The organism is Kitasatospora sp. NPDC086009 (genome assembly GCF_044540385.1).
In the GTDB taxonomy this organism is placed as follows: Bacteria; Actinomycetota; Actinomycetes; order Streptomycetales; family Streptomycetaceae; genus Kitasatospora.
Genome location: NZ_JBITSA010000001.1, coordinates 902,778 through 926,694 on the forward strand (window position 1 = coordinate 902,778; position 23,917 = coordinate 926,694).

Genomic DNA, 23,917 nt, shown 5'->3' on the forward strand with positions numbered 1-23,917 from the left:
CCGGGGCGGCTCCGGCCGCCCCGCCGGTGTCACGAGCGCGCGTCGCCCGGGCTGTCCACAGCCCGGGCGTCCAGCCTGTGGAAGGCCTCCCCCGGTCGGCCCGACCACGGGGAGGCCCTCGCGCTTCAGCGCGTAGGCTCAGGGCAGCGCGGCAACGGCGCCGCAGGCAGGCACGTCACCCCAGGTAAGGACTTGGTCATGGAGCTCGGCCTCATCGGTCTCGGCAAGATGGGCGGCAACATGCGCGAGCGGATCCGCCGCGCCGGCCACACCGTCATCGGTTACGACCGCAACCCCGACATCTCCGATGTCGAGAGCCTCCAGGAGCTCGTGACCAAGCTCCAGGGCCCGCGCGTGGTCTGGGTCATGGTTCCGGCCGGGGCCGCCACCCAGGCGACCGTGGACGAGCTCGCCGAGCTGCTCTCCCCCGGCGACGTGGTCGTGGACGGCGGGAACTCCCGCTGGACGGACGACATCAAGCACGCCGAGTCGCTGGCCGCCAAGGGCATCGGCTTCGTCGACTGCGGCGTCTCCGGCGGCGTCTGGGGCCTGGAGAACGGCTACGCGCTGATGTACGGCGGCGACGCCGAGCACGTCGCCAAGGCGAAGCCGGTCTTCGACGCCCTCAAGCCCGAGGGCGACTTCGGCTCGGTGCACGCGGGCGCGGTCGGCGCCGGCCACTTCGCCAAGATGGTCCACAACGGCATCGAGTACGCGATGATGCAGGCCTTCGCCGAGGGCTGGGAGCTGCTGGAGGCGGCCCCCGAGGTCACCGACGTGCGCGAGGTCTTCCGCAGCTGGCAGGAGGGCACGGTCATCCGCTCCTGGCTGCTGGACCTCGCCGTTCGCGCGCTGGACGACGACGAGCACCTGGCCAAGCTCAAGGGCTGGGCCGCCGACTCCGGCGAGGGCCGCTGGACGGTCGAGGCCGCGATCGACCACGCCGTGCCGCTGCCCGCGATCACCGCCTCGCTCTTCGCCCGGTTCGCCTCCCGCCAGGACGACTCGCCGCAGATGAAGATGATCGCCGCGCTGCGCAACCAGTTCGGCGGCCACGCGGTCGAGTCGAAGTAGTCCGCCCCACCCGGGACGTCCACAGAAGGCGAGCGCAGTCCACAGCCATGCACGTCGCGCATCTGTCGCTCGCCGACTTCCGTTCCTACGCCCGGGCCGAGGTTCCCCTCGACCCGGGCGTGACGGCGTTCGTCGGGCCCAACGGCCAGGGCAAGACCAATTTGGTCGAGGCGATCGGCTACATCGCCACCCTGGGCAGTCACCGGGTGGCCACCGACGCCCCGCTGATCCGGCTCGGCGCCGAGCGGGCGGTGATCCGCACCTCGGTGGTGGCCGGGAGCCGCAGCACCCTGGTCGAACTGGAGATCACCCCGGGCAAGGCCAACCGCGCCCGGATCAACCGCTCCGACAACGTCCGGCCCAGGGACGTCCTGGGCCTGCTGCGCACCGTGCTGTTCGCCCCCGAGGACCTCAGCCTGGTCAAGGGCGACCCGGGCGAGCGCCGGCGCTTCCTGGACGAGCTGCTGACCGCCCGGGCGCCCCGGCTGGCCGGCGTCCGGCAGGACTACGAGCGGGTGCTGAAGCAGCGCAACGCCCTGCTGAAGACCGCCGCGATGGCCCGCCGCTCCGGCGGCGGCAAGGGCGCGGACCTCTCCACCCTGGAGGTCTGGGACGGCCACCTGGCACGTGCCGGAGCCGAGCTGACCGCCTTCCGGATCCAGCTGGTCGCCTCCCTGCAACCGCTGGTGACGGCCGCGTACGGGCAGCTCGCGCCCGCCGGCGGCGAGACCGTGCTGGAGTACCGCAGTTCCTTCGAGGGCGAGCTGCCGACCAGCCGCGAGCAGGCCGAGGAGCAGCTGCTCCAGGCCCTGCGGGCGGCCCGCAAGCAGGAGGTCGAGCGCGGTCTGACGCTGGTCGGGCCGCACCGCGACGAGCTGGGCCTGCGGCTCGGGCCGCTGCCGGCCAAGGGCTACGCCAGCCACGGCGAGTCCTGGTCGTTCGCGCTGGCGCTGCGGCTGGCCTCCTACGAGCTGCTGCGCGCCGACGGCGGCGAACCGGTGCTGATCCTCGACGACGTCTTCGCCGAGCTGGACGCCACCCGCCGCGACCGGCTGGCCGAGCTGGTCGCCGGCGGCGAGCAGGTCCTGGTCACCGCGGCGGTCGCGGAGGACGTGCCGAAGGCCCTGGCCGGGGCCCGGTACTCGGTGGCCGACGGCGCGGTCCGTCGGGTCGACGCCTGACGGACGGCGGCCGCGCGCCCCGTTCCTCCACCGCACCTCCACACCTGCCGCCCCTTCGACCCGCCGTCCGGCGTGCCTTCGTCCCCGTCCGCTCCCGTACGCTGGACGGCTCACCGGCGCGTAGCCGCGACCGTTGTCCACAGGCTGGGGAAAGGAGATCGCCATGAGCGATCCGACCGGGAAGACCCCTCAGCCGGGTGCCCTCCCACTGACCACCCTCCCGCTCACCGCCCTCCCACCGGCCGCCGACCAGCCGGAGGCCGGGCAGCCGGGCGGCCCGGCACCGACCGGCGCCGACCTGGCCCGCTCGGCGCTGCGGGCGGCCCGGGCGCAGGCCCGCCAGCGGGGCGAGCAGGTCCGGGAGAAGCGCGAGGCGAAGCGGTACGGGCTGCGCAGCGGGGCGCGCTCGGACGGCCGTGACCCGGTGCCGCTGGGGGCGGCGCTGAACCGGCTGCTGACCGAGCGCGGGTGGGAGTCCTCGGCGGCGGTCGGCGGGGTGATGGGCCGTTGGGCGCAGATCGTCGGCCCCGACATCTCGGCGCACTGCGAGCCCACCTCCTACGACGACGCGGCCGCGGTGCTCACCGTGCAGTGCGACTCCACCGCCTGGGCCACTCAACTGCGGTGGCTGGCAAGGCAGTTGGTGGCCCGTCTGAATCACGAGCTGGGCCGCGGCACGGTCAAGACGATCAAGGTGCTGGGGCCGGCCGCGCCGGTCCGCGGCTACGGCCGGCTGCGCGCGCCGGGGAGCAAGGGACCGGGCGACACCTGGGGGTGACCGCAGGCGCCCGCGGTCGAGCGGACCGGAATCTTCCGGAACCCCTGACGGCCCTTCCAGGCGCTCTGTGCCCCCGGGGCGAGTATCGGGACATGTGCAGAGGGGATTCAGGGCGGCGTATCTGCCCTCAGGGGCTGCCAAAAGCCCATCTCTGTCAGTCCTACCGGTAGACTGAGAGCCAAACACTGTTGCTAGTGGCAACCGAGTCGAAACGCCGTGGTCGCACGCTCGCCCGCACGGGGCGGGGATGCGGCCCGTGCTGTGCCAGAGAGGGCGCTTCGTGGCCGATTCCGGCAACCCCAGCCAGACCCCAGACCAGACCGAGCAGGCGGCCGAGAGCACCTACACCGGAAGCAACATCCAGGTGCTGGAGGGCCTCGACGCCGTCCGCAAGCGCCCCGGCATGTACATCGGCTCGACCGGTGAGCGTGGCCTGCATCACCTGGTGCAGGAGGTCGTGGACAACTCCGTCGACGAGGCGATGGCCGGGTACGCCGACACCATCGACGTCACGCTCCTCGCCGACGGCGCGGTCCGCGTCGTCGACAACGGCCGAGGCATCCCGGTGGACATCGTCCCCGGCCAGGAGAAGCCGGCCGTCGAGGTCGTGCTCACCGTCCTGCACGCGGGCGGCAAGTTCGGCGGCGGCGGCTACGCCGTCTCCGGCGGCCTGCACGGCGTCGGCGTCTCGGTGGTGAACGCCCTGTCCACCCGCCTCGCGGTGGAGATCCACCGGGACGGGCACCTCTGGACCCAGGAATACAAGATGGGCGCGCCGACCGCCGCCCTGGTGAAGGGGGAGCCGACCGAGCGGACCGGCACCACCGTCACGTTCTGGGCCGACCCGGACATCTTCGAGACCACGGTCTACTCCTTCGAGACGCTCTCCCGGCGCTTCCAGGAGATGGCGTTCCTCAACAAGGGCCTGACCATCTCGCTGACCGACGAGCGGCCGGAGCACGCGGACGAGGAGGGCAACCCGCTCTCCGTCACGTACCGGTACGACGGCGGCATCGCCGACTTCGTCGCCCACCTCAACTCCCGCAAGGGCGACGTGATCCACCCCTCGGTGATCGACTTCGAGGCGGAGGACAAGGAGAAGACGATCTCCGTGGAGGTCGCGATGCAGTGGAACTCCTCGTACACCGAGGGGGTCTACTCGTTCGCCAACACCATCCACACCCACGGCGGCGGTACCCACGAAGAGGGCTTCCGCGCGGCGCTGACCGGCCTGGTCAACCGCTACGCGCGGGACAAGAAGCTGCTCCGCGAGAAGGACGACAACCTCTCCGGCGAGGACATCCGCGAGGGTCTGACCGCGATCATCTCGGTCAAGCTCGGCGAGCCGCAGTTCGAGGGCCAGACCAAGGACAAGCTGGGCAACACCGAGGCGAAGACCTTCGTCCAGCGGGTGGTCCACGAGCAGCTGAACGACTGGCTGGACCGCAACCCGAACGAGGCCTCGGACATCATCCGCAAGTCCATCCAGGCCGCCACCGCGCGCGTGGCCGCCCGGAAGGCGCGGGACCTGACCCGCCGCAAGGGCCTGCTGGAGTCCGCCTCGCTGCCCGGCAAGCTGAGCGACTGCCAGTCCAAGGACCCGGCCGAGTGCGAGATCTTCATCGTCGAGGGCGACTCCGCCGGCGGCTCCGCCAAGCAGGGCCGTGACCCGCGCATCCAGGCGATCCTCCCGATCCGCGGCAAGATCCTGAACGTCGAGAAGGCCCGGATCGACAAGGTGCTGCAGAACACCGAGGTCCAGGCGCTGATCTCGGCCTTCGGCTGCGGCATCCAGGAGGACTACGACGAGTCCAAGCTGCGCTATCACAAGATCGTCCTGATGGCGGACGCCGACGTCGACGGGCAGCACATCCGCACCCTGCTGCTCACCCTGCTGTTCCGCTTCATGCGGCCGCTGGTCGAGTCCGGCTACGTCTACCTCGCCATGCCCCCGCTGTACAAGATCAAGTGGAGCAAGGACGACTTCGACTACGTGTACTCCGACCGCGAGCGCGACGCCACCATCGCGGCGGGCGTCGCGGCCGGTCGCCGGCTGCCCAAGGACGACGCGATCCAGCGCTTCAAGGGTCTCGGCGAGATGAACGCCGAGGAACTGCGGGTGACCACCATGGACCAGGCCCACCGCCTGCTCCAGCAGATCACCCTGGAGGACGCGGCCCGCGCCGACGACCTCTTCTCCGTCCTGATGGGCGAGGACGTCGAGGCCCGCCGCTCCTTCATCCAGCGCAACGCCAAGGACGTCCGCTTCCTGGACGTGTGACGGGGCCCGCCCCTGCCAGCACAGTCCAGTCACGCGTGAAAGGAAACTGACCACCAGTGGTCGACGACAACCGTCCCGACGGCGAGCAGCCGGACGCCAGCACCGCCACCGACACCTTCGTGTCCCGGGTCGAGCCGATCGAGCTCGAGACCGAGATGCAGCGCTCGTACCTCGACTACGCGATGAGCGTGATCGTCAGCCGTGCGCTGCCCGAGGTCCGCGACGGCCTCAAGCCGGTGCACCGGCGCGTGCTCTACGCCATGTACGACGGCGGGTACCGCCCCGAGAAGGGCTACTACAAGTGCGCCCGCGTCGTCGGCGACGTCATGGGCAACTACCACCCGCACGGTGACACCTCGATCTACGACACCGTGGTCCGCCTGGCCCAGCCGTGGTCGCTGCGGATGCCGCTGGTGGACGGCAACGGCAACTTCGGCTCGCCGGGCAACGACCCGGCCGCGGCCATGCGCTACACCGAGTGCAAGCTGATGCCGCTGGCCATGGAGATGATGCGCGACATCGACGAGGAGACCGTCGACTTCGCCGCCAACTACGACGGCCGCTCGCAGGAGCCCACCGTCCTGCCCGCGCGCATCCCCAACCTGCTGGTCAACGGTGCCACCGGCATCGCGGTCGGCATGGCCACCAACATCCCGCCGCACAACCTGCGCGAGGTCGCCTCCGGCGCGCTCTGGGCGCTGGAGCACCCGGAGGCCTCCAACGAGGAGCTGCTGGAGGCCCTGATCGAGCGGATCAAGGGCCCGGACTTCCCGACCGGCGCGCTGATCGTCGGCCGCCGCGGGATCGAGGAGGCGTACCGCACCGGGCGCGGCTCGATCACCATGCGCGCGGTGGTCGAGGTCGAGGAGATCCAGGGCCGCCAGTGCCTGGTGATCACCGAGCTGCCCTACCAGGTCAACCCGGACAACCTCGCGCTGAAGATCGCCGACCTGGTCAAGGACGGCAAGGTCGCCGGCATCGCCGACGTCCGCGACGAGTCCTCCTCGCGCACCGGCCAGCGCCTGGTCATCGTGCTCAAGCGGGACGCCGTCGCCAAGGTCGTGCTGAACAACCTCTACAAGCACACCGACCTGCAGACCAACTTCGGCGCCAACATGCTGGCGCTGGTCGACGGCGTGCCGCGCACGCTCTCGCTCGACGCCTTCATCCGGCACTGGGTCAACCACCAGGTCGACGTCATCGTCCGGCGCACCACCTTCCGGCTGCGCAAGGCCGAAGAGCGGGCGCACATCCTGCGCGCCCTGCTGCGCGCCCTGGACATGATCGACGAGGTCATCGCGCTGATCCGGGCCTCGGCCAGCGCCGACGCCGCCCGCAGCGGCCTGATGGAGCTGCTCGCCATCGACGAGCTCCAGGCCAACGCGATCCTGGAGATGCAGCTGCGCCGCCTGGCCGCCCTGGAGCGCCAGCGGATCATGGACGAGCACGACGAGCTGCAGCGCAAGATCGACGAGTACAACGCGATCCTGGCCTCCCCGGGCCGTCAGCGCGAGATCATCTCCGAGGAGCTGACCGCGATCGTCGAGAAGTACGGCGACGAGCGGCGCTCCACCCTCATCCCCTCCGACGGCGACCTCTCCATCGAGGACCTCATCGCCGAGGAGGACATCGTCGTCACGATCACCCGTGGCGGCTACGTCAAGCGGACCCGCTCCGACCTCTACCGCTCGCAGAAGCGCGGCGGCAAGGGCGTGCGCGGTGCGCAGCTCAAGCAGGACGACATCGTCGACCACTTCTTCGTGACGACGACCCACAACTGGATCCTGTTCTTCACCAACAAGGGCCGGGTCTACCGGGCCAAGGGCTACGAGCTGCCGGACGCCGGCCGGGACGCCCGCGGCCAGCACGTGGCCAACCTGCTGGCCTTCCAGCCGGAGGAGCACATCACCCAGGTGATGGCGGTGCGCACCTACGAGGACAAGCCGTACCTCGTGCTCGCCACCCGCGCCGGTCTGGTGAAGAAGTCCGCGCTCAAGGACTACGACTCGCCCCGCTCCGGCGGCCTGATCGCGATCAACCTGCGCCAGGACGAGGAGGGCCGGGACGACGAGCTGATCGGCGCCGAGCTGGTCTCCGCCGAGGACGACCTGCTGCTGGTCTCCCGCAAGGCCCAGTCGATCCGCTTCACCGCGACCGACGACGCGCTGCGGCCCACCGGCCGCGCCACCTCCGGCGTCAAGGGCATGTCCTTCCGCGAGGACGACGAACTGCTGTCGATGAACGTGGTCCGGCCGGGGACGTACGTCTTCACCGCCACCGACGGTGGCTACGCCAAGCGCACCGGGGTGGACGAGTACCGTGTCCAGGGGCGCGGCGGTTTCGGCACCAAGGCGGCGAAGATCGTCGAGGGCCGGGGATCGCTGGTCGGCGCCCTGGTGGTGGACGACAGCGACGAGATCATGGCGATCACCCTGTCGGGCGGGGTGATCCGCACGAGGGTTTCCGAGGTTCGTGAAACCGGACGTGACACCATGGGCGTCCAACTGATCAACCTCGGAAAGCGCGACGCGGTGGTGGGCATGGCCCGCAACGCGGAGGCCGAGGGCGAGGAGCTGTTGGAGGACGAGGCGTCCGACGCCGAGTCCACCGAGGTGGCCGAGGGTACGGAGACGGTGGCGGGCGGCGAGGAAGCCCAGGCCTGACCCCTACCGCGCAGGCTGGTGCCGTTGCGTCCGAACACGGGCGCGGCGGCGCCGGCCGCCGACCAGTTCCGGGCAATCCCGCCGGGCGCTGGATGACGAGTGACGACGCAGGGCGGCGCCGCCGCCCTGGTGGGAAGTGCGGGAGGACCAGTGAGTGGAGCCACGGGTGCTGCGGGAGGAGCCACCGGCGGCCGTCCGGGCGCAGCACAGGGCGGCGGGGGCTACGGGGTGCCGCAGCCGCCGGCCGAGCACCCCGCCGCGTCCACCTCGCTGATGCCACCGGTCGGTGCGGCGGGTCAGGGCGGGGCGACGTACGGCGGGCAGCCGACCCCTCCGCCGCCGGGAGCGCCGGCGCCGGGCGGTAGCGGGTTCTCGCAGCCGACCACGTACGCCAAGGGGCAGCCGACGCCGCCCCGGGGCACCCGGGTGGGCGGCAACACCCCGCCCGGCGGGACGCCCGTCCCGGGCGGCGCCCCGCGCCGGCCCGGCGCGGCGCCGGCCGTCGGGGGCGCCGGCCTCGGCCGGACCCGCAAGGCCCGGCTGCGGATCACCAAGGCCGACCCGTGGTCGGTGATGAAGGTGAGCTTCCTGCTGTCGCTGGCGGTCGGGATCATCATCATCGTGGCGGCGGCCGTCCTGTGGATGACGCTGGACTCGCTCGGGGTGTTCGACTCGCTCGGCAAGACCCTCAAGGAGGTCACCGCCGGCGAGGCGCCCAACAGCGGCATCAACCTGATGGACTACGTCGGGTTCGGCAAGGTGATGACCTTCACCTCGCTGATCGCGGTGGTCGACGTCGTGCTGCTGACCGCGCTCTCCACGCTCTCGGCGTTCATCTACAACGCGGCCGCCGGCTTCACCGGTGGCATCGAGCTGACCCTGGCCGAGGAGGACTGACCCCGGCCGCGCCGGACCGGGTCTGACCCCCGGTCACATCGTCGTCCGCGGACGGAATGTGCGGGCCCCGACGGCTGTTGCAGCCTTCGGGGCCCGTCGGCATTTCGGGTGACAGCCGGTCCCCGCGGCGTGCCGCCCGGTCGGGCGTCCGCCGCGGTGGGATTAGCTGGGCGCGCTCGTGCCGAATCACCGAGTGCCGCAGGCCCGCCCCCCGGTCCGACCGGCCGGGGCGGGTACGGCTGTGCAGGTACGGCTGGACGGAGGCGCGCGATGGCTCAGCTCGCAAGGCAACTGGTCGAGGCCCTGGAAGGGCTGCTGGGGGTCCCGGTACCGCTGCGGGTGCAGGTGTGGGACGGCAGTGCCGCCGGGCCGCCGGGGGCGCCCACGGTGGTGCTGCGCAACCGGCGGGCGCTGCGCCGGCTGCTCTGGCAGCCGGGTGAGCTGGGCCTGGCCCGGGCCTACGTGTCGGGGGACCTGGAGCTCGCCCCGGGCGCCGACCTCTACGAGGTGCTGACGGTCGTCGCGCACCTCGCCGAGCGCCCCGAGATCCGGCAGCTGGCGCTGGGCCCCGGCGACGTGGTCGGCCCCCGGGGCCGCCGGGTGCTGGGGGCGCTGCTCCGGGCGGGTGCGCTAGGCCCGCAGCCCGCCCCGCCGCCGGAGGAGGCCGGGTCCGTCCGGGGCCGGGTACACAGCCGCAGCCGGGACCGCGCGGCGATCAGCCACCACTACGACGTCGGCAACGACTTCTACGGGCTCGTCCTGGGCTCCTCGATGGTGTACTCCTGCGCCTACTGGGAGCCGGCCGCCAAGAGCCTGGAGGCCGCCCAGGAGGCCAAGCTCGACCTGATCTGCCGCAAGCTCGGCCTGCGGCCGGGGATGCGCCTGCTGGACGTCGGCTGCGGCTGGGGCTCACTGGTGCTGCACGCCGCGCGGCACTACGGCGTCACCGCGGTCGGCGTCTCCATCTCCGAGGAGCAGGTCGCGCTCGCCCGCCGGCGGGTCGAGGAGGCCGGCCTGGCCGACCGGATCGAGATCCGGCTGCAGGACTACCGGGAGATCCCGGACGGCCCGTTCGACGCCATCTCCAGCGTCGGCATGGCCGAGCACGTCGGCTCCGAGCAGTACCGGGTCTACGCCGACGGCCTGTACGGCCTGCTGGTGCCCGGTGGCCGGCTGCTCAACCACCAGATCGCCCGCCGCCCGGACCACCCGGGCGAGCCGCACCGCCCCAGCCCGTTCATCGACCGCTACGTCTTCCCGGACGGCGAGCTCTCCCCGGTCGGTTCCACCGTGGCCCGGCTGGAGGAGGCCGGCTTCGAGGTCCGCGACGTGGAGTCGCTGCGCGAGCACTACGGGCTGACGCTGCGCGAGTGGGTGGCCAACCTGGAGGCGCACTGGACGGAGGCGGTCCGCCTGGTCGGCCGCGGCCGGGCCCGGGTCTGGCGGCTGTACATGGCGGCCTCGGCGCTCGCCTTCGAGGAGAACCGGATCGGGATCAACCAGATCCTCGCCGTGCGCACCGGTCCCGAGGGGGCGGCCCACCTCCCGGCCACCCGTGAGGAGTGGCTGCTCCGCCGCCCCACCGCTTCCCACCAGCGGACTGCCGCCGGGGCCGGTGCCGATCAGGATTTGGGAGATCGGCCGTCGGTCCGCTAATCTTTCAGTGCGGCAAGGGCCTATAGCTCAGACGGTTAGAGCGCTTCCCTGATAAGGAAGAGGCCACAGGTTCAAGTCCTGTTAGGCCCACCACCGCGAAGGGCCCGGAGCGATCTCGCTCCGGGCCCTTCGGCGTTTTCGTGCCCGGACCGGGGAACCACGGGCCCGTCCCGGGGGTTGTCCGGGGGAGGGCGGGTGGAGGGATGGTGGCGGTATGGCGCTGTTCTGGGCGATGAGCATTCCCGGACTGGTCTGCGCGCTGGTCGTGCTGGCCTTCGTCGATCAACTGGCGCTGCGGGCGCGCCGGGCCCGCTGGATCCCCTGGCGGGGGACGGGCCGTGAGGGGCAGATCTCGTCGACCGGCTTCGAGCAGCTGCACGCCCAGTTCGCGGCGGGCAAGCAGCACGAGCTGGACGAGCGGCGCAGCACGCTGATGCTGCGCGACGAGGAGGGGGAGGGGGCTCCGCCGCGGACCAGGGTGGACCTCGCCTCCGGTACCGCCGTGGTGGTCACGCCGCCCCGCCGGTGACCGGTCCGGGTCGGTCCGGAGGGCGTCCTGGGGCCGCTCACCGGCAGGCCGACCGTACGACAGGAGGTGTGGCGTCAATCCTCCGGCCGGACGGGTCGGTTGGCGGCAGCGGTGGCTGGTCACGATTGGGACACCGGTGTGTATCATCGGCCGCAAGGGCAGTCTGGCACCCGGCAGCCCGTTCGTGCTCGTAAGAACCCATGGACTCGTCGGCCCGGCCAATCCGGTCGGCGCACGGCTGTTGAGTCCGATACGCAAGAAGGACGAGGTCCCGCGGTGAAGAAGCTTCTCCTGGTCGCCCTGGTCGCCCTCGGCGGCTTCTTTGTCTACCGTCAGGTCCAGGCGGACCGCGCCGAGCAGGACCTGTGGACCGAGGCCACCGACCCGGTCCCGGCCGGTCGCTGAGGGCCCGGACGATCTGACGATCGACGATCTTCGGAGACGCCGCAGCGCGTCTCCCTGGTCGGTCGGTCCGGTCGGACGACCGGGCCGACCGGCTCTTCCGGCACCGGCCGGGCACCAGTGCGGGGACGGGGCGTGGGATTCGCGCCGGGACCCGGTACGCTAGTGCCCGGCGGTACACGCGGTGCCGTCGAGGGGCTTTAGCTCAGTTGGTAGAGCGCTGCCTTTGCAAGGCAGATGTCAGGAGTTCGAGTCTCCTAAGCTCCACAGACGAACAGCCGATCGGCCGCTGACCTGAATCCGGGTCAGCGGCCGATCGGCGTTCTGCGGGGGTGCGGGCCGGTCAGTGCGGCTTGCGCGGGTCGTGCGGCTTGGGCCGGTCCTCGTCGTGGTCGGGCCCGTCGGGGGTGGACGAGCCTGGTTCGGCGGCGCCGGACCCGGTCGGGACGTCCGGCGCGGCCGCGGTCTCGGCCGTGGAGCCGTTCACCGGGCTGGTGGTGGCCGCGTCGACGGTGCCGTCCGCGGTGCCGGCGCCCGTGGCGTGCGAGCCGCCGGGGCGCGGGGCGGCCGCGGCCTCGGCCGGGCCGGGCGCCGGGGTGGGAGCCCCGGTCGTGGGCTCGACGAGCCACTCCGGGTCGCCCTGGTGCCGCCACCACTGCCAGACCAGGATGCCGCTGCCGATGGCGACGGCGCCCGCCACGGCGAGGCCGGTGGCCCAGCCGTTGCGGTGCTCCTTCCTGGCGTTGCGGGCGGCCAGGTCGCTGATCTCGGCCGAGGTGACGTGGCCCTGCAGCGCGGTCAGCGCGGCGGCGCCGCGGGTCTGCGCCTCCAGCGCGACGGGCGTGACGGTGGCGCGGGCCTCCTCGACCGCGTGGGCGACCTTGGGGACCACGGTGGAGCGGGCCTGGTCGGCGGCGCGGATCGCGGAGAGCCGGGCCGCCAGGGCGGTCTCCTGAGCCCGGTGGAGGGCCTTGAGGGTGTTCTTCTGGGCTTCCGGGGGAAGGCTGGCGAAGGCATGCTCGAACTGCGGGGCGATGTGCTTGGCGTACTGGACACGGGCGCTGTGCGCCGCCTGGGAGGCCTTCGGCCCGACGGCGTCCACAGCGGGCCCCAGCCGCTGCTTCGCGCCGTCCGCGAGGTGCACCGCGGTTTCCTTGGCGGTGGCGGCGTAGGGCGCGAGAGTTTCCCGGGTCTTGCCGGCCGTCTCACGTGCTGAGTCCAAACGGGTCACGAGTCTCTCCTCCTGGTGGCGTCCTATATGCACTTATCCACCTCAATGCTGATCATGCATGTTGATTTGTCTGAGAGCACTCCGGAGTGGGCCGTACGCGGGGTGCGGCGGGTCGCCCGGCCCGGCGTCCGGGGACCGGATCCGGCCGGTGGAGATCGCTCGGCGCCGACCCGCCGCAGTACGCTGACGATCCCGGTGCCACCCGTACGGCGGGTGCCGGCGGGACCGCGCCGCCGACGTACGAGAAGGGGTTACCGCTGATGCTCCCGGACGAGTCCAGGCCGCCGACGGACGAGGACCCGCGGCCGGGCGGCGGGTCCGGGGCGTCCCGCTGCTACCGGCACCCGGAGCAGGAGACCGGTATCGGCTGCTCCCGGTGCGGCCGGCCGATCTGCCCGAAATGCATGGTGAACGCCTCGGTGGGCTTCCACTGTCCGGAGTGCGTCAGCGGGGACAACCGGCAGGTGCGGCAGGCGACCACGCGGTTCGGCGGCAAGCCGGCCGCCGACGGCGCGCTGGTCACCAAGGTCCTGCTCGGACTCAACCTGGCGGTCTTCCTGCTGGCCGCCTACGTGCTGGAGCCGTGGCTGGCCGAGGACCTCTCGCTGTTCAGCGTCGGCCCGCAGATCACCGGCTTCCCGTACGGCGTGGCGGCCGGGCCGGACCAGTGGTACCGGCTGCTGACCGCGACCTTCCTGCACGTCGCGCCGTGGCACATCGCCACCAACATGGTGATGCTCTGGGTGATCGGTCCCTCGCTGGAGGCGGCGCTCGGCCGGATCCGCTTCCTGGCCGTCTACCTGCTGTCCGGCCTGGCCGGCAGTGCGTTCGCCTTCCTGCTGGCCGGCGGCTTCATGAACTCGCTGGGGGCGTCCGGCGCCATCTTCGGCCTGCTCGGCGCGACCGTGGTGATGTACAAGCAGACCAGGACGCCGCTGGGACCGGTGATCGCGCTGCTGGTCTTCAACCTGATCGTCACCTTCTCGGTGTCCGGCATCGACTGGCGGGCGCACATCGGCGGGCTGGTCGCCGGCACGCTGACCGCGATCGGGCTGATGTACGCCCCGCGGGAGCGCCGGACGGTCGTCCAGGCACTGACGGTGGCGGGGGTGGCCGGGCTGGTGCTGCTGATGGTCCTCGTCGGGACGGCCCGCTACGGCGGGTGACCGTCCCGGACGTTTGTCCACAGCGCGTGGGGGGTTGTGCACAGCCGGTGCGCCGGCCGGGCTGTGGACTGTTGTTCTACGCGTGTCCCGCTGTGCGTATTCGGCATTCGGGGAGCGCGCGCACGGGTGTGGACAGCGCGCCGGACGCGAGTTATCCACAGGCCGGGGAGACTTTTCCCCAGTGTGGATAACCATGTGGATAAGCGCGATAAGCAGGATAACCGCCGTCCGGTGTCCGGACACACCGCAGCGCCGCCCCGCACAACGCTGCCGGGGCGGCGGAGCGGACGCTCAGGGCCTGGGCCCCGGCGTCACTTCCACTGGGTGGAGACGCCGAATCCCGCCGCGATGAAGCCGAAGCCCACCAGGATGTTCCAGTTGGCCCAGCTCTCGACCGGCCAGGTGCCACTGGTCACGTAATAGGTGACGATCCAGACCAGACCGACCAGGAACAGTGCCAGCATCAGAGGGGCTACCCAGCTTCGGCCCGAGCTGATTTTCACCGTTGCCACCGTCGGCGGGGTGTAATCGGACTTCTTGCGGAGTCGAGACTTCGGCACGAGGAGCTCTCCTGTCGATGCGCTGTGAGACCGCGCAGGGGTTCAGCGGGTGGGGCGGCTGGTGGGTGGCGGCTGTGGAGAACGTTAGGGGAACCGGTCCCGCACATGCCACCGGCGTCCGTTAGCGTAGTGGCTCGGCGGGTCTGAAGGAGATAAGGGTACGGTGCCTAATTTGTCGATTCCTCCTCGGCCTGCCCGCTCTCGCGCCGCCGGCATCCGAATTGTCGGCCGTGCCCTGACCTGCGCCGTCTTCGCGCTCGCCGGCCTGCTCTTCTACATCAGCGCGCAGACCGCCCGCGGGACGGATCTGCGGACCGACAACTCGCTGCTGAGCCTCGGCGACGTGATACGCCAGCGCAGCTCGCAGAACCAGCAGTCCCAGGAGCAGCTCGCCGACCTCCAGGCGCGTTCCCAGGCGCTCACCGGCCAGCAGGGGCGCAGCCCCGCGGACGCCGCCCGGCTGACCGCCCTCCAGCAGGCCGCCGCCCTGGAACCGCTGCAGGGGCCCGGACTGACCGTCACCCTCAACGACGCGCCGCCGAACGCCACCGCGCGCATCCCCGGGGTGCCCGAGCCCGGCGTCAACGACCTCGTCATCCACCAGCAGGACATCCAGGCGGTGGTCAACGCGCTCTGGCGGGGCGGCGCCGAGGGCGTCCAGGTGATGGACCAGCGGCTGATCGCCACCAGCGCGGTCCGCTGCGTGGGCAACACCCTGCTGCTCCAGGGCCGGGTCTACTCGCCGCCGTACGTGGTCAAGGCGGTGGGGCGCACGGACGCGCTGCGGTCCGCGGTGGACGCCGACCCGACGATCCGCAACTACCTGCAGTACGTGCAGGCGTACGGGCTGGGCTGGAAGGTGCAGGAGAGCGGCGAGCTCAGCGTGCCCGGCTACTCCGGCACGGTCGACCTGGGTTCGGCCGGGGGACAGTGACGGCCGGGGACAGTGACGGCCGGGCCGGTGACCACCGGTCCGGGCGCCGCTCCGGCCCGCCGCCGCGACCCGCCGGGCGGGCCGCCGGAGCACAACGGGCGGGCGCTGCCGGGGAAGGGCGCCTCCCGCGCCCGGATCACGGGTCTACTCTTGACCCCAGTCTGTTGCGTCGAGGGAGCACCATGTACGGCTGGATCTGGCGACACCTTCCGGGGCACCCCCTGGTCCGGGCCCTCATCTCGCTGCTCCTCGTCCTGGGGGTGGTCTACCTCCTGTTCACCTACGTCTTCCCGTGGGCGGAACCGCTGCTCCCCTTCGGCGACGTCACAGTGGACGGCGACGGCGGCGCCGCCGGCTGAGCCCGGTGGCCCTGCTCCTCCTCCCAGTCCCCGCAGCCCACGGAGATAGCGCGCGAATGACCCCCCAGCTGACCTCGCCCCGCATCCTGGTCGTCGACAACTACGACAGCTTCGTCTTCAACCTGGTCCAGTACCTCTACCAGCTCGGCGCCACCTGCGAGGTGGTGCGCAACGACGAGGTGACGGTCGAACACGCGGTGCGCCGCGCGGGCGCGGAGGGCTTCGACGGGGTGCTGCTCTCCCCCGGCCCCGGGGCGCCCGAGGAGGCCGGGGTCTGTATCGAGATGGTCCACCACTGCGCGCGGACCGGGCTGCCGGTCTTCGGCGTCTGCCTGGGCCTGCAGTCGATCGCGGTCGCGTACGGCGCGGTGGTCGGCCGGGCGCCCGAGCTGCTGCACGGCAAGACCTCGCTGGTGGAGCACGAGGACGGCGGCGTCTTCGAGGGCCTGCCCTCGCCGCTCACCGCGACCCGCTACCACTCGCTGGCGGTCGAGCCGGCCACCGTGCCGGACGAGCTGGTGGTGACCGCCCGGACCGAGAGCGGCGTGATCATGGGGCTGCGCCACCGCGAGCTGCTGGTCGAGGGCGTCCAGTTCCACCCGGAGTCGGTCCTCACCGAGGGCGGGCACCGGATGCTCGCCAACTGGCTGGCCGAGTGCGGCGATCCGCAGGCCGTCGGCCGTTCGGCCGGGCTCGCCCCGGTGATCGGCCGGGGCTGAGCGGCATGACCGCGGTGCGTCCGGAGGGGCGATACCAGGCGGGCGCGGATCCGCACGGGGCCGGGGCGCCCGGCCCGGGCGGCCGGCACCGGCAGCCTGCCCCGCAGTACGGCGGCCGGGGCCAGCACCCGCCGGAGAGCCAGTACCAGCAGTACGACCCCTACGGTGCGCAGCCGCTCGGACCGGGCGACCCGGAGCACGGTGGTGCCGAGGACGGCTGGAGCGTCTACGAGCAGGCCGCTCCGGGCGACCCGGCCCACCCGGGGCAGCCCGAGTACCCCTGGCTGGCCGACCAGACCCTCCAGCTGCGGCTCCCGGCCCTCGCCGACGACGGCACTCCCCCGCCGCTCGGCGGCCGGGCCGAACGCCGTCGTGCCGCGCAGGGCCGGATCTCGGTGCGCTCGGGCGGCGGGCGCCGCCGGGCGGCCGACGGCGCGGCCACGGGCCGGGCGCGGCCCAAGGAGTCGCCCGCCGTCGTGGTCGCCCGCCTCGTCGGCGAGCTGTGCATCACGCTCGGCCTGGTGATGCTGCTCTTCGTCTCCTACCAGCTCTGGTGGACCAACGTGCAGGCCGACGCGGCCGCCGACGGTGCCCGCAACCAGCTGGAGCAGCAGTTCGACGCGGCCCAGCCGGCACCCGGCGCGGCCGGGCAGCCCGCGCCGGACCCGGCGAAGCCGGAGACCTTCGAGCCCGGCAAGGGCTTCGCGATCATCCACCTGCCCAAGCTGGGTCTCAAGTTCCCGATCGCCGAGGGCACGTCCAAGTCGGCGGTGCTCGACAAGGGCCTGGTCGGGCACTACGCCGGGACGGGCATGCCGGCCGACAAGGCGGGCAACTTCGCGCTGGCCGCGCACCGCAACACCCACGGCGAGCCGTTCCGGCACATCAACCAGCTCGGCAAGGGCGACAAGATCGTGGTGGAGACCGCCACCGCGTACTACACGTACGAGATCACCGGCGGCATCCCGGAGACCCCGCCGTCCAACGTGAGCGTGATCAAGCCGGTGCCCAACGGCTCCGGGTACACCCAGGCGGGCCGCTACATCACCCTGACCACCTGCACGCCGGAGTTCAGTTCCAAGGCCCGTCTGATCCTCTTTGGCAAGATGATCGAGGAGCGGCCGCGGAGCCAGGGCAAGCCGCCCGGCCTCACGGTCGGCTAGGGCCTGCCGGACAAACCCCGGCGGGCCGCGGCGGACGGCCGCCGCACCGGATGGACAGCACGCGAAGGGGAGTACGAGTGACCCAGGACGAGACGGCGCAGGCAGGCCCGCCGCCCGCGCCCGCCCGTCGGCGACGGGGCCGGGCGCTGGCCGCACTCGGCGTCCTCGGCGAACTGCTGATCACCCTGGGGCTGGTGCTCGGTCTCTTCGTCTCCTACTCGCTCTGGTGGACCAACGTGGAGGCCGACGCCGCCGCGGCGCAGGCGGGTGACCGGCTGCGCGGCGCCTGGGCGGCGGGGCCGACCAACGCCCCCCCGGCCGCCCCCGGCGCCCCGAGCCCCACCGCCGCGCCCGGCACCGGCACCGGCACCGGCCCGGCCCTCGTGGCGGGCGACGGGATCGGCTTCCTGCACGTGCCCGCGATGGGCCGGGGCTACCAGGTGCTGATCCGGATGGGCACCGACGCCGACACCCTGGCCGAGGGCGTCGCCGGGGTGTACGAGCAGCCCTACCGGGCCGCGATGCCCTGGGACGCCACCGGGAACTTCGCGCTGGCCGCCCACCGGGACGGCCACGGGGCGAAGTTCCACGACCTCGACGCCGTCCACCGGGGCGCCGCGATCGTCGTCGAGACCAGGGACAAGTGGTACGTCTACCGGGTCGACAGCACCCTGGCGGAGACCTCCAAGTACGACACCGGCATCGTCGCCCCCGTCCCCAAGGGCTCGGGCTACCAGGCGCCCGGACGGTACATCACCCTGACGACCTGTACGCCGGTCTACACCTCGCGCTACCGGATGGCCGTCTGGGGCAGCCTGGTGCGGGTGGACGACATGGACGCCGCGCGGACCCCGCCGCCCGAGCTGAGGTCCTGACCCGGGCACGGCCACCTGCCGGGCGGACCGGAAAGCCCGAGGGCCCGTCGCAGGCGTTGCGACGGGCCCTCGGGCGTTCCCGGCGTCAGAGCCAGGGGAACCAGGGGTTAGGGGTTGCCCCCTTTGGTGTTGGAGGGTGACGGGTTGGCGGGGTCGCCCCCTTTGGTCGGCTCGGGCGGCTTCACGTTCAGGGTGACCGACTGTCCCGGGTCCAGCTGGGTCCCGGCGCCCGGCATCGAGTTGATGACCGTGCCGTTCGGGTCCTGCGAGCCGAGCAGGGTGTAGCCCAGGCCCTGCTTCTGCAGCTGCGCGATGGCGTCCTTGACCGGGACGTTCTGCAGCGGCGGCACGGTGGCCTTGTCCGGCGCCTTGAAGATCGTCAGGACGATCTTCGAGTTGGCCGCGGCCTTGGTGTTCGGCTGGAGCGACTGCGACGCGACGGTGTTGACCTTGGTCGGGTCGTTGGTCGGCGTCGTCTTCGAGGCGTCGACCTGGAAGCCCGCGCCCTCCAGGGCGGCCTGCGCGGCCTCCTTCTGCTGGCCGACCACACCGGGGACGGAGACCTTGGCCTTGCCCTGTGAGACGGTGAGCTTGATCTGCGCGGTCGGGTCGCCGGCCGCGTTGGCCGCCGGGTCCTGGGCGATGACCGTCTCCGTCGGAGCGGTGTCGTCGTCCTTGTACTCGGGCTGCGCGATGTTGGTGAAGCCGGCGTCGTTGAGCGCCTTGACCGCCTGGTCCTTCGTCAGGCCGATCACCTTGGGCACGGTCGCCTTGGCCGGACCGGAGGAGAGCTGCACCGTGATCGTGGCGGCCTCCGCGACCTGGCCGCCGGCCGCCGGGGTCTGGGTGCAGACCTGGTCCTTCTTGACGTTGGTGTCCGGGCAGGCCACCTTCTCGCCCTCGGTCACCACCAGCTTGGGGCCGCTCTGCGCGGCGAGGGTCTTGGCCTCGGCCAGCGTCTTGCCCACCAGGCTCGGCGCGACGACCTTGACGGACTCCTTCTTGTCGCCGCCCTTGTTGCCGAACATCGCCTGGGCGACGAAGAAGGTGCCGACCAGGACCAGCACGGCGGCGACCGCCAGCACGATCCAGGAGGTGTTGCTCTTCTTCGGCGGCTGCTCGCCGCGCCGGCCCCCGCCACGGCCGTAGCCGTCGTCGTAGCCGTCGTTCCCGCCGCCGCCCGGGGCACCGGCGTAGGTCTGCCCGTAGCCGTCGTCCTGGTAGCCGGGCTGCTGGCCGTAGCCGGCCTGCGGGAGCATCGTGGTCGGCCCGCCGCCGGGCTGCTGCGGCAGCACGTTGGTCTGGCCGTACGGGTCGTGCTGCTGCGGGTAGCCGTTCTGGTCGTAGCCGTACCCGGCCGCGCCGCCCATCCCGTAGGCGGCGGCCTGCTGGGCGGCGGCCACCGGGAGGCCGTCGAGGAAGCGCTCGATGTCGTCGCGCATCTCGTCGGCGCTCTGGTACCGGTAGTCGCGGTCCTTGGCGAGCGCCTTCAGCACGATCGCGTCGATCTCGGGGCGCACCTCGGGATCGAACACCGACGGCGGCTGCGCCTCCTCCCGGACGTGCTGGTAGGCCACCGCGACCGGCGAGTCGCCGACGAACGGCGGCCGCACGGTCAGCAGCTCGTACAGCAGGCAGCCGGTGGAGTAGAGGTCCGAGCGGGCGTCGACCTGCTCGCCCTTGGCCTGCTCGGGGGAGAGGTACTGGGCGGTCCCGATGACGGCGGAGGTCTGCGTCATGGTCATCCCGGCGTCGCCCATGGCCCGGGCGATGCCGAAGTCCATGACCTTGACGTTGCCCTGCCGCGTCAGCATCACGTTGGCGGGCTTGATGTCGCGGTGCACGATGCCGGCCCGGTGCGAGTACTCCAGGGCCTGGAGGATGCCGATGGTCATCTCCAGCGAGCGCTCCGGCAGCAGCCGGCGGCCGGAGTGCAGCAGCTCCCGCAGCGTGGACCCCTCGACGTACTCCATCACGATGTACGGGATGGAGATGCCGTCGATGTAGTCCTCGCCGGTGTCGTACACGGCGACGATCGCGGGGTGGTTCAGTGACGCCGCGGACTGCGCCTCACGGCGGAAGCGGGCCTGGAAGGACGGATCACGGGCCATGTCGGCCCGGAGCGTCTTCACAGCGACGGAACGGCCGAGCCGGGTGTCATGGGCGAGGTACACCTCGGCCATGCCGCCGCGTCCGAGGACGCCGCCGAGCTCGTACCTGCCGCCTAGGCGACGAGGCTCTTCCATAGTTCCGACCCTCTCCCTCACCCGCCGGTGAGGTTGTGACGTAGGTGTCCCCGCACGCTCCGAGTGACGCCGGCGCGGGCCCGGGTGGTTCTGCGATCAGGACCCTTCGACGCTTCGCGGGCGGCAACGGGCACACCCGCTGCTGCGGATACGCTACCGGTCGCACCGCGCCGGACCGGAGTCGGCCGTGGGCCGATACCAGACCGGTATCCGTTCGGCGGGGCCGATCGTGACATTCGACGCACCCGTGACGGCCGCTCCCTACTTGCCGAGGGCGGCCTGCATCACCGCCTTGGCGATGGGTGCGGCGAGCCGGCCGCCGCTGATCCCGTCACGGTTGTTGGAGCCGTCCTCGACCACCACCGCGACCGCGACGGACTGGCCGTCGGGGGTCTTGGCGTAGGAGGTGAACCAGGCGAACGGCAGCCCGGCGTTGTCCTCGCCGTGCTGCGCGGTGCCGGTCTTGCCGCCGACCGTCAGGCCCGGGATCTTGGCGTTCTTGCCGGTGCCGTTGTCGACCACCGAGACCATCAGGTCCTGGAGCTTCTGCGCGGTCTCCGGGCTCATTGCCTGGGAGTACTGCTTCTCGGTGTGCTTGGAGATGGTGGTCAGCGAGGCCGAGCGCTCCTGGTCGACCAGGTACGGCTGCATCAGCGAGCCGTTGTTGGCGATCGCGGCCGAGACCATGGCCATCTGGAGCGGGGTGGCCCGGGTGTCGTGCTGGCCGATGGAGTCCAGCGCCACGCCGTCCGGGGTGGAGTTGGTCGGGAAGACGCTCTTCTCGGACCGGACCGGGGTGTCCACGGTGCTGTTGAAGCCGAACTTCTCGGCCTGCGCCCGCATCTTCTCCTTGCCGAGCTCGGTGCCGATCTTGCCGTAGACGGTGTTGCAGGACCAGTCCATGGCGACCTTGACCGTGGCGTTCTCGCAGGGCTCGTTGTCGCTCTCGTTCCTCAGCTCGGTCTTGGTGCCCGGCAGGATGTACGGCTTCGGCGTCTGGGTCTGGTCGTCGACGCTCTGGAACACGCCGTTCTCGAACGCCGCCGCCGCGGTGACCAGCTTGAACGTCGAACCGGGCGGGTACGTCTCGCGCAGCGCGCGGTTGAGCATCGGCTTGTTCGGGTCCGCGTTGAGGTCCACCCAGGCCTTGGAGTCGCCGGACTCGCTGCCCGCGAAGGCGCCCGGGTCGTAGGACGGGGTGGAGACCAGCGCCAGGATCGCGCCGGTGCGCGGGTCGAGCGCGACCACCGCGCCCTTCTTGTTACCGAGGCCGTCGAAGGCGGCCTTCTGGGCCTTGGAGTTGATCGTCGTGACGACGTCCCCGCCCTTCTTCGGCTCCCCGGTCAGCATGTCCAGGGTGTTCCGGAAGAACAGCCGGTCGTCGCTGCCGGAGAGGATGCCGTCCTCCAGCTGCTCCAGCTGGCTGGCGCCGAAGGACTGCGAGGAGTACCCGGTCACCGGCGCGTACATCGCGCCGTCGACCCAGGAGCGCTTGTACTTGTAGCGCAGGCCGTTGACGAAGTCGGACTGGGTGACCGGCTTGCCGTCGACGATGATGTTGCCCCGCGGGTGGGCGTACCGGTCGTACACCTGCCGCTTGTTGTTCTTGTTGGTGGCCCAGGCCTCGGCCTGGACGCCCTGCACCCAGTTGGTGCGCACCATCAGGGCCAGGATCAGGACCAGGCAGAAGATCGAGACCCGGCGGATCGGCTTGTTCACGAGGCTGCTCCCCCCTGGAGCTCGGTGGCCGGGGCCGGTTCCACCCCGGGGCGGCGGGCGCTGTCGCTGATCTTCAGCAGGATCGCGATCAGGGCCCAGTTGGCGACCACCGAGGACCCGCCCTGGGCGAGGAACGGCATGGTCATACCGGTCAGCGGGATCAGGCCGGTGACGCCGCCGGCGACCACGAAGACCTGGAGCGCCATGGCCGAGGAGAGGCCGACGGCGAACAGCTTGCCGAACGGGTCCCGGGCCGCGATGGCGGTGCGCAGACCGCGCTGCACCAGCAGGGCGTAGAGCATGAAGATCGCCATGATGCCGGTGAGCCCGAGTTCCTCGCCGAACGAGCCGAGGATGAAGTCGCTCTTGGCGGCGAAGTCGATCAGCCAGGAGCGGCCCTGGCCGAGGCCCGAGCCGGTCACCCCGCCGGAGCCCAGCGCCATCAGCGACTGGCCGATCTGTTCCGTCGAGCCCTGGGGCGGTTTGGGCGTGAAGGCGGCCATCGGGTCGAGCCAGGCGTCGATCCGGGTCTTCACGTGGCTGGCGGTGGAGGCGACCGCGACGGCGCCGCCGACGGACATCAGCAGGCCGAAGACGATCCAGCTGGTGCGCTCGGTGGCGACGTACAGCATCACCACGAAGAGGCCGAAGTACAGGAAGGACGAGCCCAGGTCGTTCTCGAAGATCAGGATCAACAGGCTGAGCAGCCAGATCACGATGATCGGGCCGAGGTCGCGGCCGCGCGGCAGGTAGAGGCCCATGAAGCGGCGGCTGGCCAGGGCCAGGGCGTCCCGCTTGACCATCAGGTAGCCGGCGAAGAACACGGTCAGGATGATCTTGGCGAACTCACCGGGCTGGATCGAGAAGGCGCCCATCCGGATCCAGATCTTGGCGCCGAAGTCCTCCTTGCGGGCCGGGAAGAAGGCCGGCGCCGCGAGCAGCACCAGGGCCGCCGCCATCGAGATGTAGGTGTAGCGCTGGAGGACCCGGTGGTCCTTCAGGAAGATCATCACGAAGATGAAGAACGCCACCCCGAGGCCCGACCACATCAGCTGGTTGGCCGCCGCGGGGTAGTTGTTGTGCAGCAGCTTCCCGGCCTTGTCGAGCCGCCAGATCATCACCACGCCGAGCCCGTTGAGCAGGGTGGCGATCGGCAGCATCAGCGGGTCCGCGTAGGGCGCGAAGCGGCGCATCAGCAGGTGCGCGACCAGTGCCAGCGCCCCCATGCCGAGGCCGTAGCCGAGCATGCCGGCCGGTAGCGAGTCGTCCATCGCGAGGCCCACGTTGGCGTACGCGAGGACCGGCAGCAGCACCGCGAACGCCAGCATGGCCAGCTCGGTGTTGCGTCGGTTGGGCGCGCCCTGCGGGGAGATGGTGGTGTTGCCCCGGCGCCGGGAGGAGGCGCGGTCGGCCGGTACGCCGCCGGACCGGCGGTCGCCGGAGCGGTTGTCGGCGCCGTTGCTGAGGTCGAAGGTGCTCACGTG

The 23,917-nt window shown here is 71.7% G+C and carries 20 protein-coding genes and 2 tRNA genes; 17 read left to right on the top strand and 5 right to left on the bottom strand.

The window, feature by feature from the left end:
• Positions 1-198 precede the first annotated feature (198 nt).
• The 11 genes from gnd to ACIF6L_RS04215 all read left to right on the top strand — a co-directional run bounded on the left by gnd (position 199) and on the right by ACIF6L_RS04215 (position 11,728).
• A complete protein-coding gene (gene gnd, locus ACIF6L_RS04165) occupies positions 199-1,074 on the top strand; it encodes a phosphogluconate dehydrogenase (NAD(+)-dependent, decarboxylating) (protein ID WP_329488802.1) in 876 nt (291 codons plus the stop codon).
• Positions 1,075-1,121: 47 nt separating this feature from the next.
• Positions 1,122-2,255: a DNA replication/repair protein RecF gene (gene recF, locus ACIF6L_RS04170; protein WP_329488803.1), complete on the top strand. Its 1,134-nt coding sequence runs from the start codon at positions 1,122-1,124 to the stop codon at positions 2,253-2,255.
• A 163-nt stretch (positions 2,256-2,418) separates the two neighbouring features.
• On the top strand, positions 2,419-3,033 hold the full coding sequence (locus tag ACIF6L_RS04175) for a DUF721 domain-containing protein (RefSeq protein ID WP_396486076.1): 615 nt from the start codon (positions 2,419-2,421) through the stop codon (positions 3,031-3,033).
• A gap of 256 nt (positions 3,034-3,289) precedes the next feature.
• The gene (gene gyrB / locus ACIF6L_RS04180) at positions 3,290-5,314 is read left to right on the top strand and encodes a DNA topoisomerase (ATP-hydrolyzing) subunit B (RefSeq protein WP_359805915.1); all 2,025 of its coding nucleotides are present in this window, start codon (positions 3,290-3,292) and stop codon (positions 5,312-5,314) included.
• A gap of 56 nt (positions 5,315-5,370) precedes the next feature.
• The gene (gene gyrA / locus ACIF6L_RS04185; protein ID WP_380387630.1) at positions 5,371-7,977 is read left to right on the top strand and encodes a DNA gyrase subunit A; all 2,607 of its coding nucleotides are present in this window, start codon (positions 5,371-5,373) and stop codon (positions 7,975-7,977) included.
• Positions 7,978-8,127: 150 nt separating this feature from the next.
• Positions 8,128-8,874 carry a DUF3566 domain-containing protein gene (locus tag ACIF6L_RS04190; protein WP_329488806.1) on the top strand — a complete coding sequence of 249 codons (747 nt, stop codon included), beginning with the start codon at positions 8,128-8,130 and terminating at the stop codon, positions 8,872-8,874.
• 270 nt (positions 8,875-9,144) lie between these two features.
• Positions 9,145-10,530 (top strand): cyclopropane-fatty-acyl-phospholipid synthase family protein, encoded by a 1,386-nt coding sequence (locus tag ACIF6L_RS04195; protein ID WP_329488807.1) that lies wholly within the window; start codon positions 9,145-9,147, stop codon positions 10,528-10,530.
• Positions 10,531-10,546: 16 nt separating this feature from the next.
• A tRNA-Ile gene (locus tag ACIF6L_RS04200) sits at positions 10,547-10,623 on the top strand.
• 121 nt (positions 10,624-10,744) lie between these two features.
• On the top strand, positions 10,745-11,059 hold the full coding sequence (locus tag ACIF6L_RS04205) for a DUF6191 domain-containing protein (RefSeq protein ID WP_329488808.1): 315 nt from the start codon (positions 10,745-10,747) through the stop codon (positions 11,057-11,059).
• A 276-nt stretch (positions 11,060-11,335) separates the two neighbouring features.
• Positions 11,336-11,464 (top strand): DLW-39 family protein, encoded by a 129-nt coding sequence (locus ACIF6L_RS04210; RefSeq protein WP_014137031.1) that lies wholly within the window; start codon positions 11,336-11,338, stop codon positions 11,462-11,464.
• A gap of 191 nt (positions 11,465-11,655) precedes the next feature.
• A tRNA-Ala gene (locus ACIF6L_RS04215) sits at positions 11,656-11,728 on the top strand.
• A gap of 76 nt (positions 11,729-11,804) precedes the next feature.
• Here the strand turns inward: ACIF6L_RS04215 and ACIF6L_RS04220 are convergent.
• Entirely contained in the window at positions 11,805-12,692 is an 888-nt protein-coding gene (locus ACIF6L_RS04220) for a DUF5324 family protein (protein ID WP_396486077.1), read from the bottom strand.
• 260 nt (positions 12,693-12,952) lie between these two features.
• Here ACIF6L_RS04220 and ACIF6L_RS04225 point away from each other — a divergent pair, with 260 nt between their 5' ends.
• Positions 12,953-13,858, top strand: coding sequence for a rhomboid family intramembrane serine protease (locus ACIF6L_RS04225; protein WP_396486078.1), 906 nt, complete (start codon positions 12,953-12,955; stop codon positions 13,856-13,858).
• Between the two features lie 311 nt (positions 13,859-14,169).
• On the opposite strand, the gene crgA is transcribed toward ACIF6L_RS04225, so the two are convergent.
• Complete coding sequence (gene crgA / locus ACIF6L_RS04230) at positions 14,170-14,418, bottom strand: cell division protein CrgA (RefSeq protein ID WP_329488811.1); 249 nt, start codon at positions 14,416-14,418, stop codon at positions 14,170-14,172.
• Between the two features lie 172 nt (positions 14,419-14,590).
• Between crgA and ACIF6L_RS04235 the strand changes: the two genes are divergently transcribed.
• The 5 genes from ACIF6L_RS04235 to ACIF6L_RS04255 all read left to right on the top strand — a co-directional run bounded on the left by ACIF6L_RS04235 (position 14,591) and on the right by ACIF6L_RS04255 (position 18,468).
• Positions 14,591-15,352: a DUF881 domain-containing protein gene (locus tag ACIF6L_RS04235; RefSeq protein ID WP_329488813.1), complete on the top strand. Its 762-nt coding sequence runs from the start codon at positions 14,591-14,593 to the stop codon at positions 15,350-15,352.
• Between the two features lie 182 nt (positions 15,353-15,534).
• On the top strand, positions 15,535-15,711 hold the full coding sequence (locus ACIF6L_RS04240) for a hypothetical protein (RefSeq protein ID WP_329488814.1): 177 nt from the start codon (positions 15,535-15,537) through the stop codon (positions 15,709-15,711).
• A gap of 56 nt (positions 15,712-15,767) precedes the next feature.
• Positions 15,768-16,430 carry an aminodeoxychorismate/anthranilate synthase component II gene (locus ACIF6L_RS04245; RefSeq protein WP_329488815.1) on the top strand — a complete coding sequence of 221 codons (663 nt, stop codon included), beginning with the start codon at positions 15,768-15,770 and terminating at the stop codon, positions 16,428-16,430.
• 5 nt (positions 16,431-16,435) lie between these two features.
• Positions 16,436-17,593 carry a class E sortase gene (locus tag ACIF6L_RS04250; RefSeq protein ID WP_396486079.1) on the top strand — a complete coding sequence of 386 codons (1,158 nt, stop codon included), beginning with the start codon at positions 16,436-16,438 and terminating at the stop codon, positions 17,591-17,593.
• Positions 17,594-17,643: 50 nt separating this feature from the next.
• A complete protein-coding gene (locus tag ACIF6L_RS04255) occupies positions 17,644-18,468 on the top strand; it encodes a class E sortase (RefSeq protein ID WP_396486080.1) in 825 nt (274 codons plus the stop codon).
• Positions 18,469-18,575: 107 nt separating this feature from the next.
• On the opposite strand, the gene pknB is transcribed toward ACIF6L_RS04255, so the two are convergent.
• The 3 genes from pknB to ACIF6L_RS04270 all read right to left on the bottom strand — a co-directional run bounded on the left by pknB (position 18,576) and on the right by ACIF6L_RS04270 (position 23,806).
• The gene (gene pknB / locus ACIF6L_RS04260; protein ID WP_396486081.1) at positions 18,576-20,714 is read right to left on the bottom strand and encodes a Stk1 family PASTA domain-containing Ser/Thr kinase; all 2,139 of its coding nucleotides are present in this window, start codon (positions 20,712-20,714) and stop codon (positions 18,576-18,578) included.
• Between the two features lie 261 nt (positions 20,715-20,975).
• Positions 20,976-22,433 carry a penicillin-binding protein 2 gene (locus tag ACIF6L_RS04265; RefSeq protein ID WP_329488819.1) on the bottom strand — a complete coding sequence of 486 codons (1,458 nt, stop codon included), beginning with the start codon at positions 22,431-22,433 and terminating at the stop codon, positions 20,976-20,978.
• Positions 22,430-23,806, bottom strand: coding sequence for an FtsW/RodA/SpoVE family cell cycle protein (locus tag ACIF6L_RS04270; RefSeq protein WP_329492179.1), 1,377 nt, complete (start codon positions 23,804-23,806; stop codon positions 22,430-22,432). Before ACIF6L_RS04270 ends, ACIF6L_RS04265 begins: the two co-directional genes overlap by 4 nt.
• Positions 23,807-23,917 lie beyond the last annotated feature (111 nt).

Coding starts and splice junctions, on each gene's coding strand:
- pknB (WP_396486081.1), bottom strand. CDS start 20,714: ATGGAAGAGCCTCGTCGCCTAGGCGGCAGGTACGAGCTCGGCGGCGTC.
- ACIF6L_RS04240 (WP_329488814.1), top strand. CDS start 15,535: ATGTACGGCTGGATCTGGCGACACCTTCCGGGGCACCCCCTGGTCCGG.
- ACIF6L_RS04175 (WP_396486076.1), top strand. CDS start 2,419: ATGAGCGATCCGACCGGGAAGACCCCTCAGCCGGGTGCCCTCCCACTG.
- ACIF6L_RS04255 (WP_396486080.1), top strand. CDS start 17,644: ATGGACAGCACGCGAAGGGGAGTACGAGTGACCCAGGACGAGACGGCG.
- ACIF6L_RS04245 (WP_329488815.1), top strand. CDS start 15,768: ATGACCCCCCAGCTGACCTCGCCCCGCATCCTGGTCGTCGACAACTAC.
- ACIF6L_RS04225 (WP_396486078.1), top strand. CDS start 12,953: ATGCTCCCGGACGAGTCCAGGCCGCCGACGGACGAGGACCCGCGGCCG.
- recF (WP_329488803.1), top strand. CDS start 1,122: ATGCACGTCGCGCATCTGTCGCTCGCCGACTTCCGTTCCTACGCCCGG.
- gnd (WP_329488802.1), top strand. CDS start 199: ATGGAGCTCGGCCTCATCGGTCTCGGCAAGATGGGCGGCAACATGCGC.
- ACIF6L_RS04250 (WP_396486079.1), top strand. CDS start 16,436: ATGACCGCGGTGCGTCCGGAGGGGCGATACCAGGCGGGCGCGGATCCG.
- ACIF6L_RS04205 (WP_329488808.1), top strand. CDS start 10,745: ATGGCGCTGTTCTGGGCGATGAGCATTCCCGGACTGGTCTGCGCGCTG.
- ACIF6L_RS04195 (WP_329488807.1), top strand. CDS start 9,145: ATGGCTCAGCTCGCAAGGCAACTGGTCGAGGCCCTGGAAGGGCTGCTG.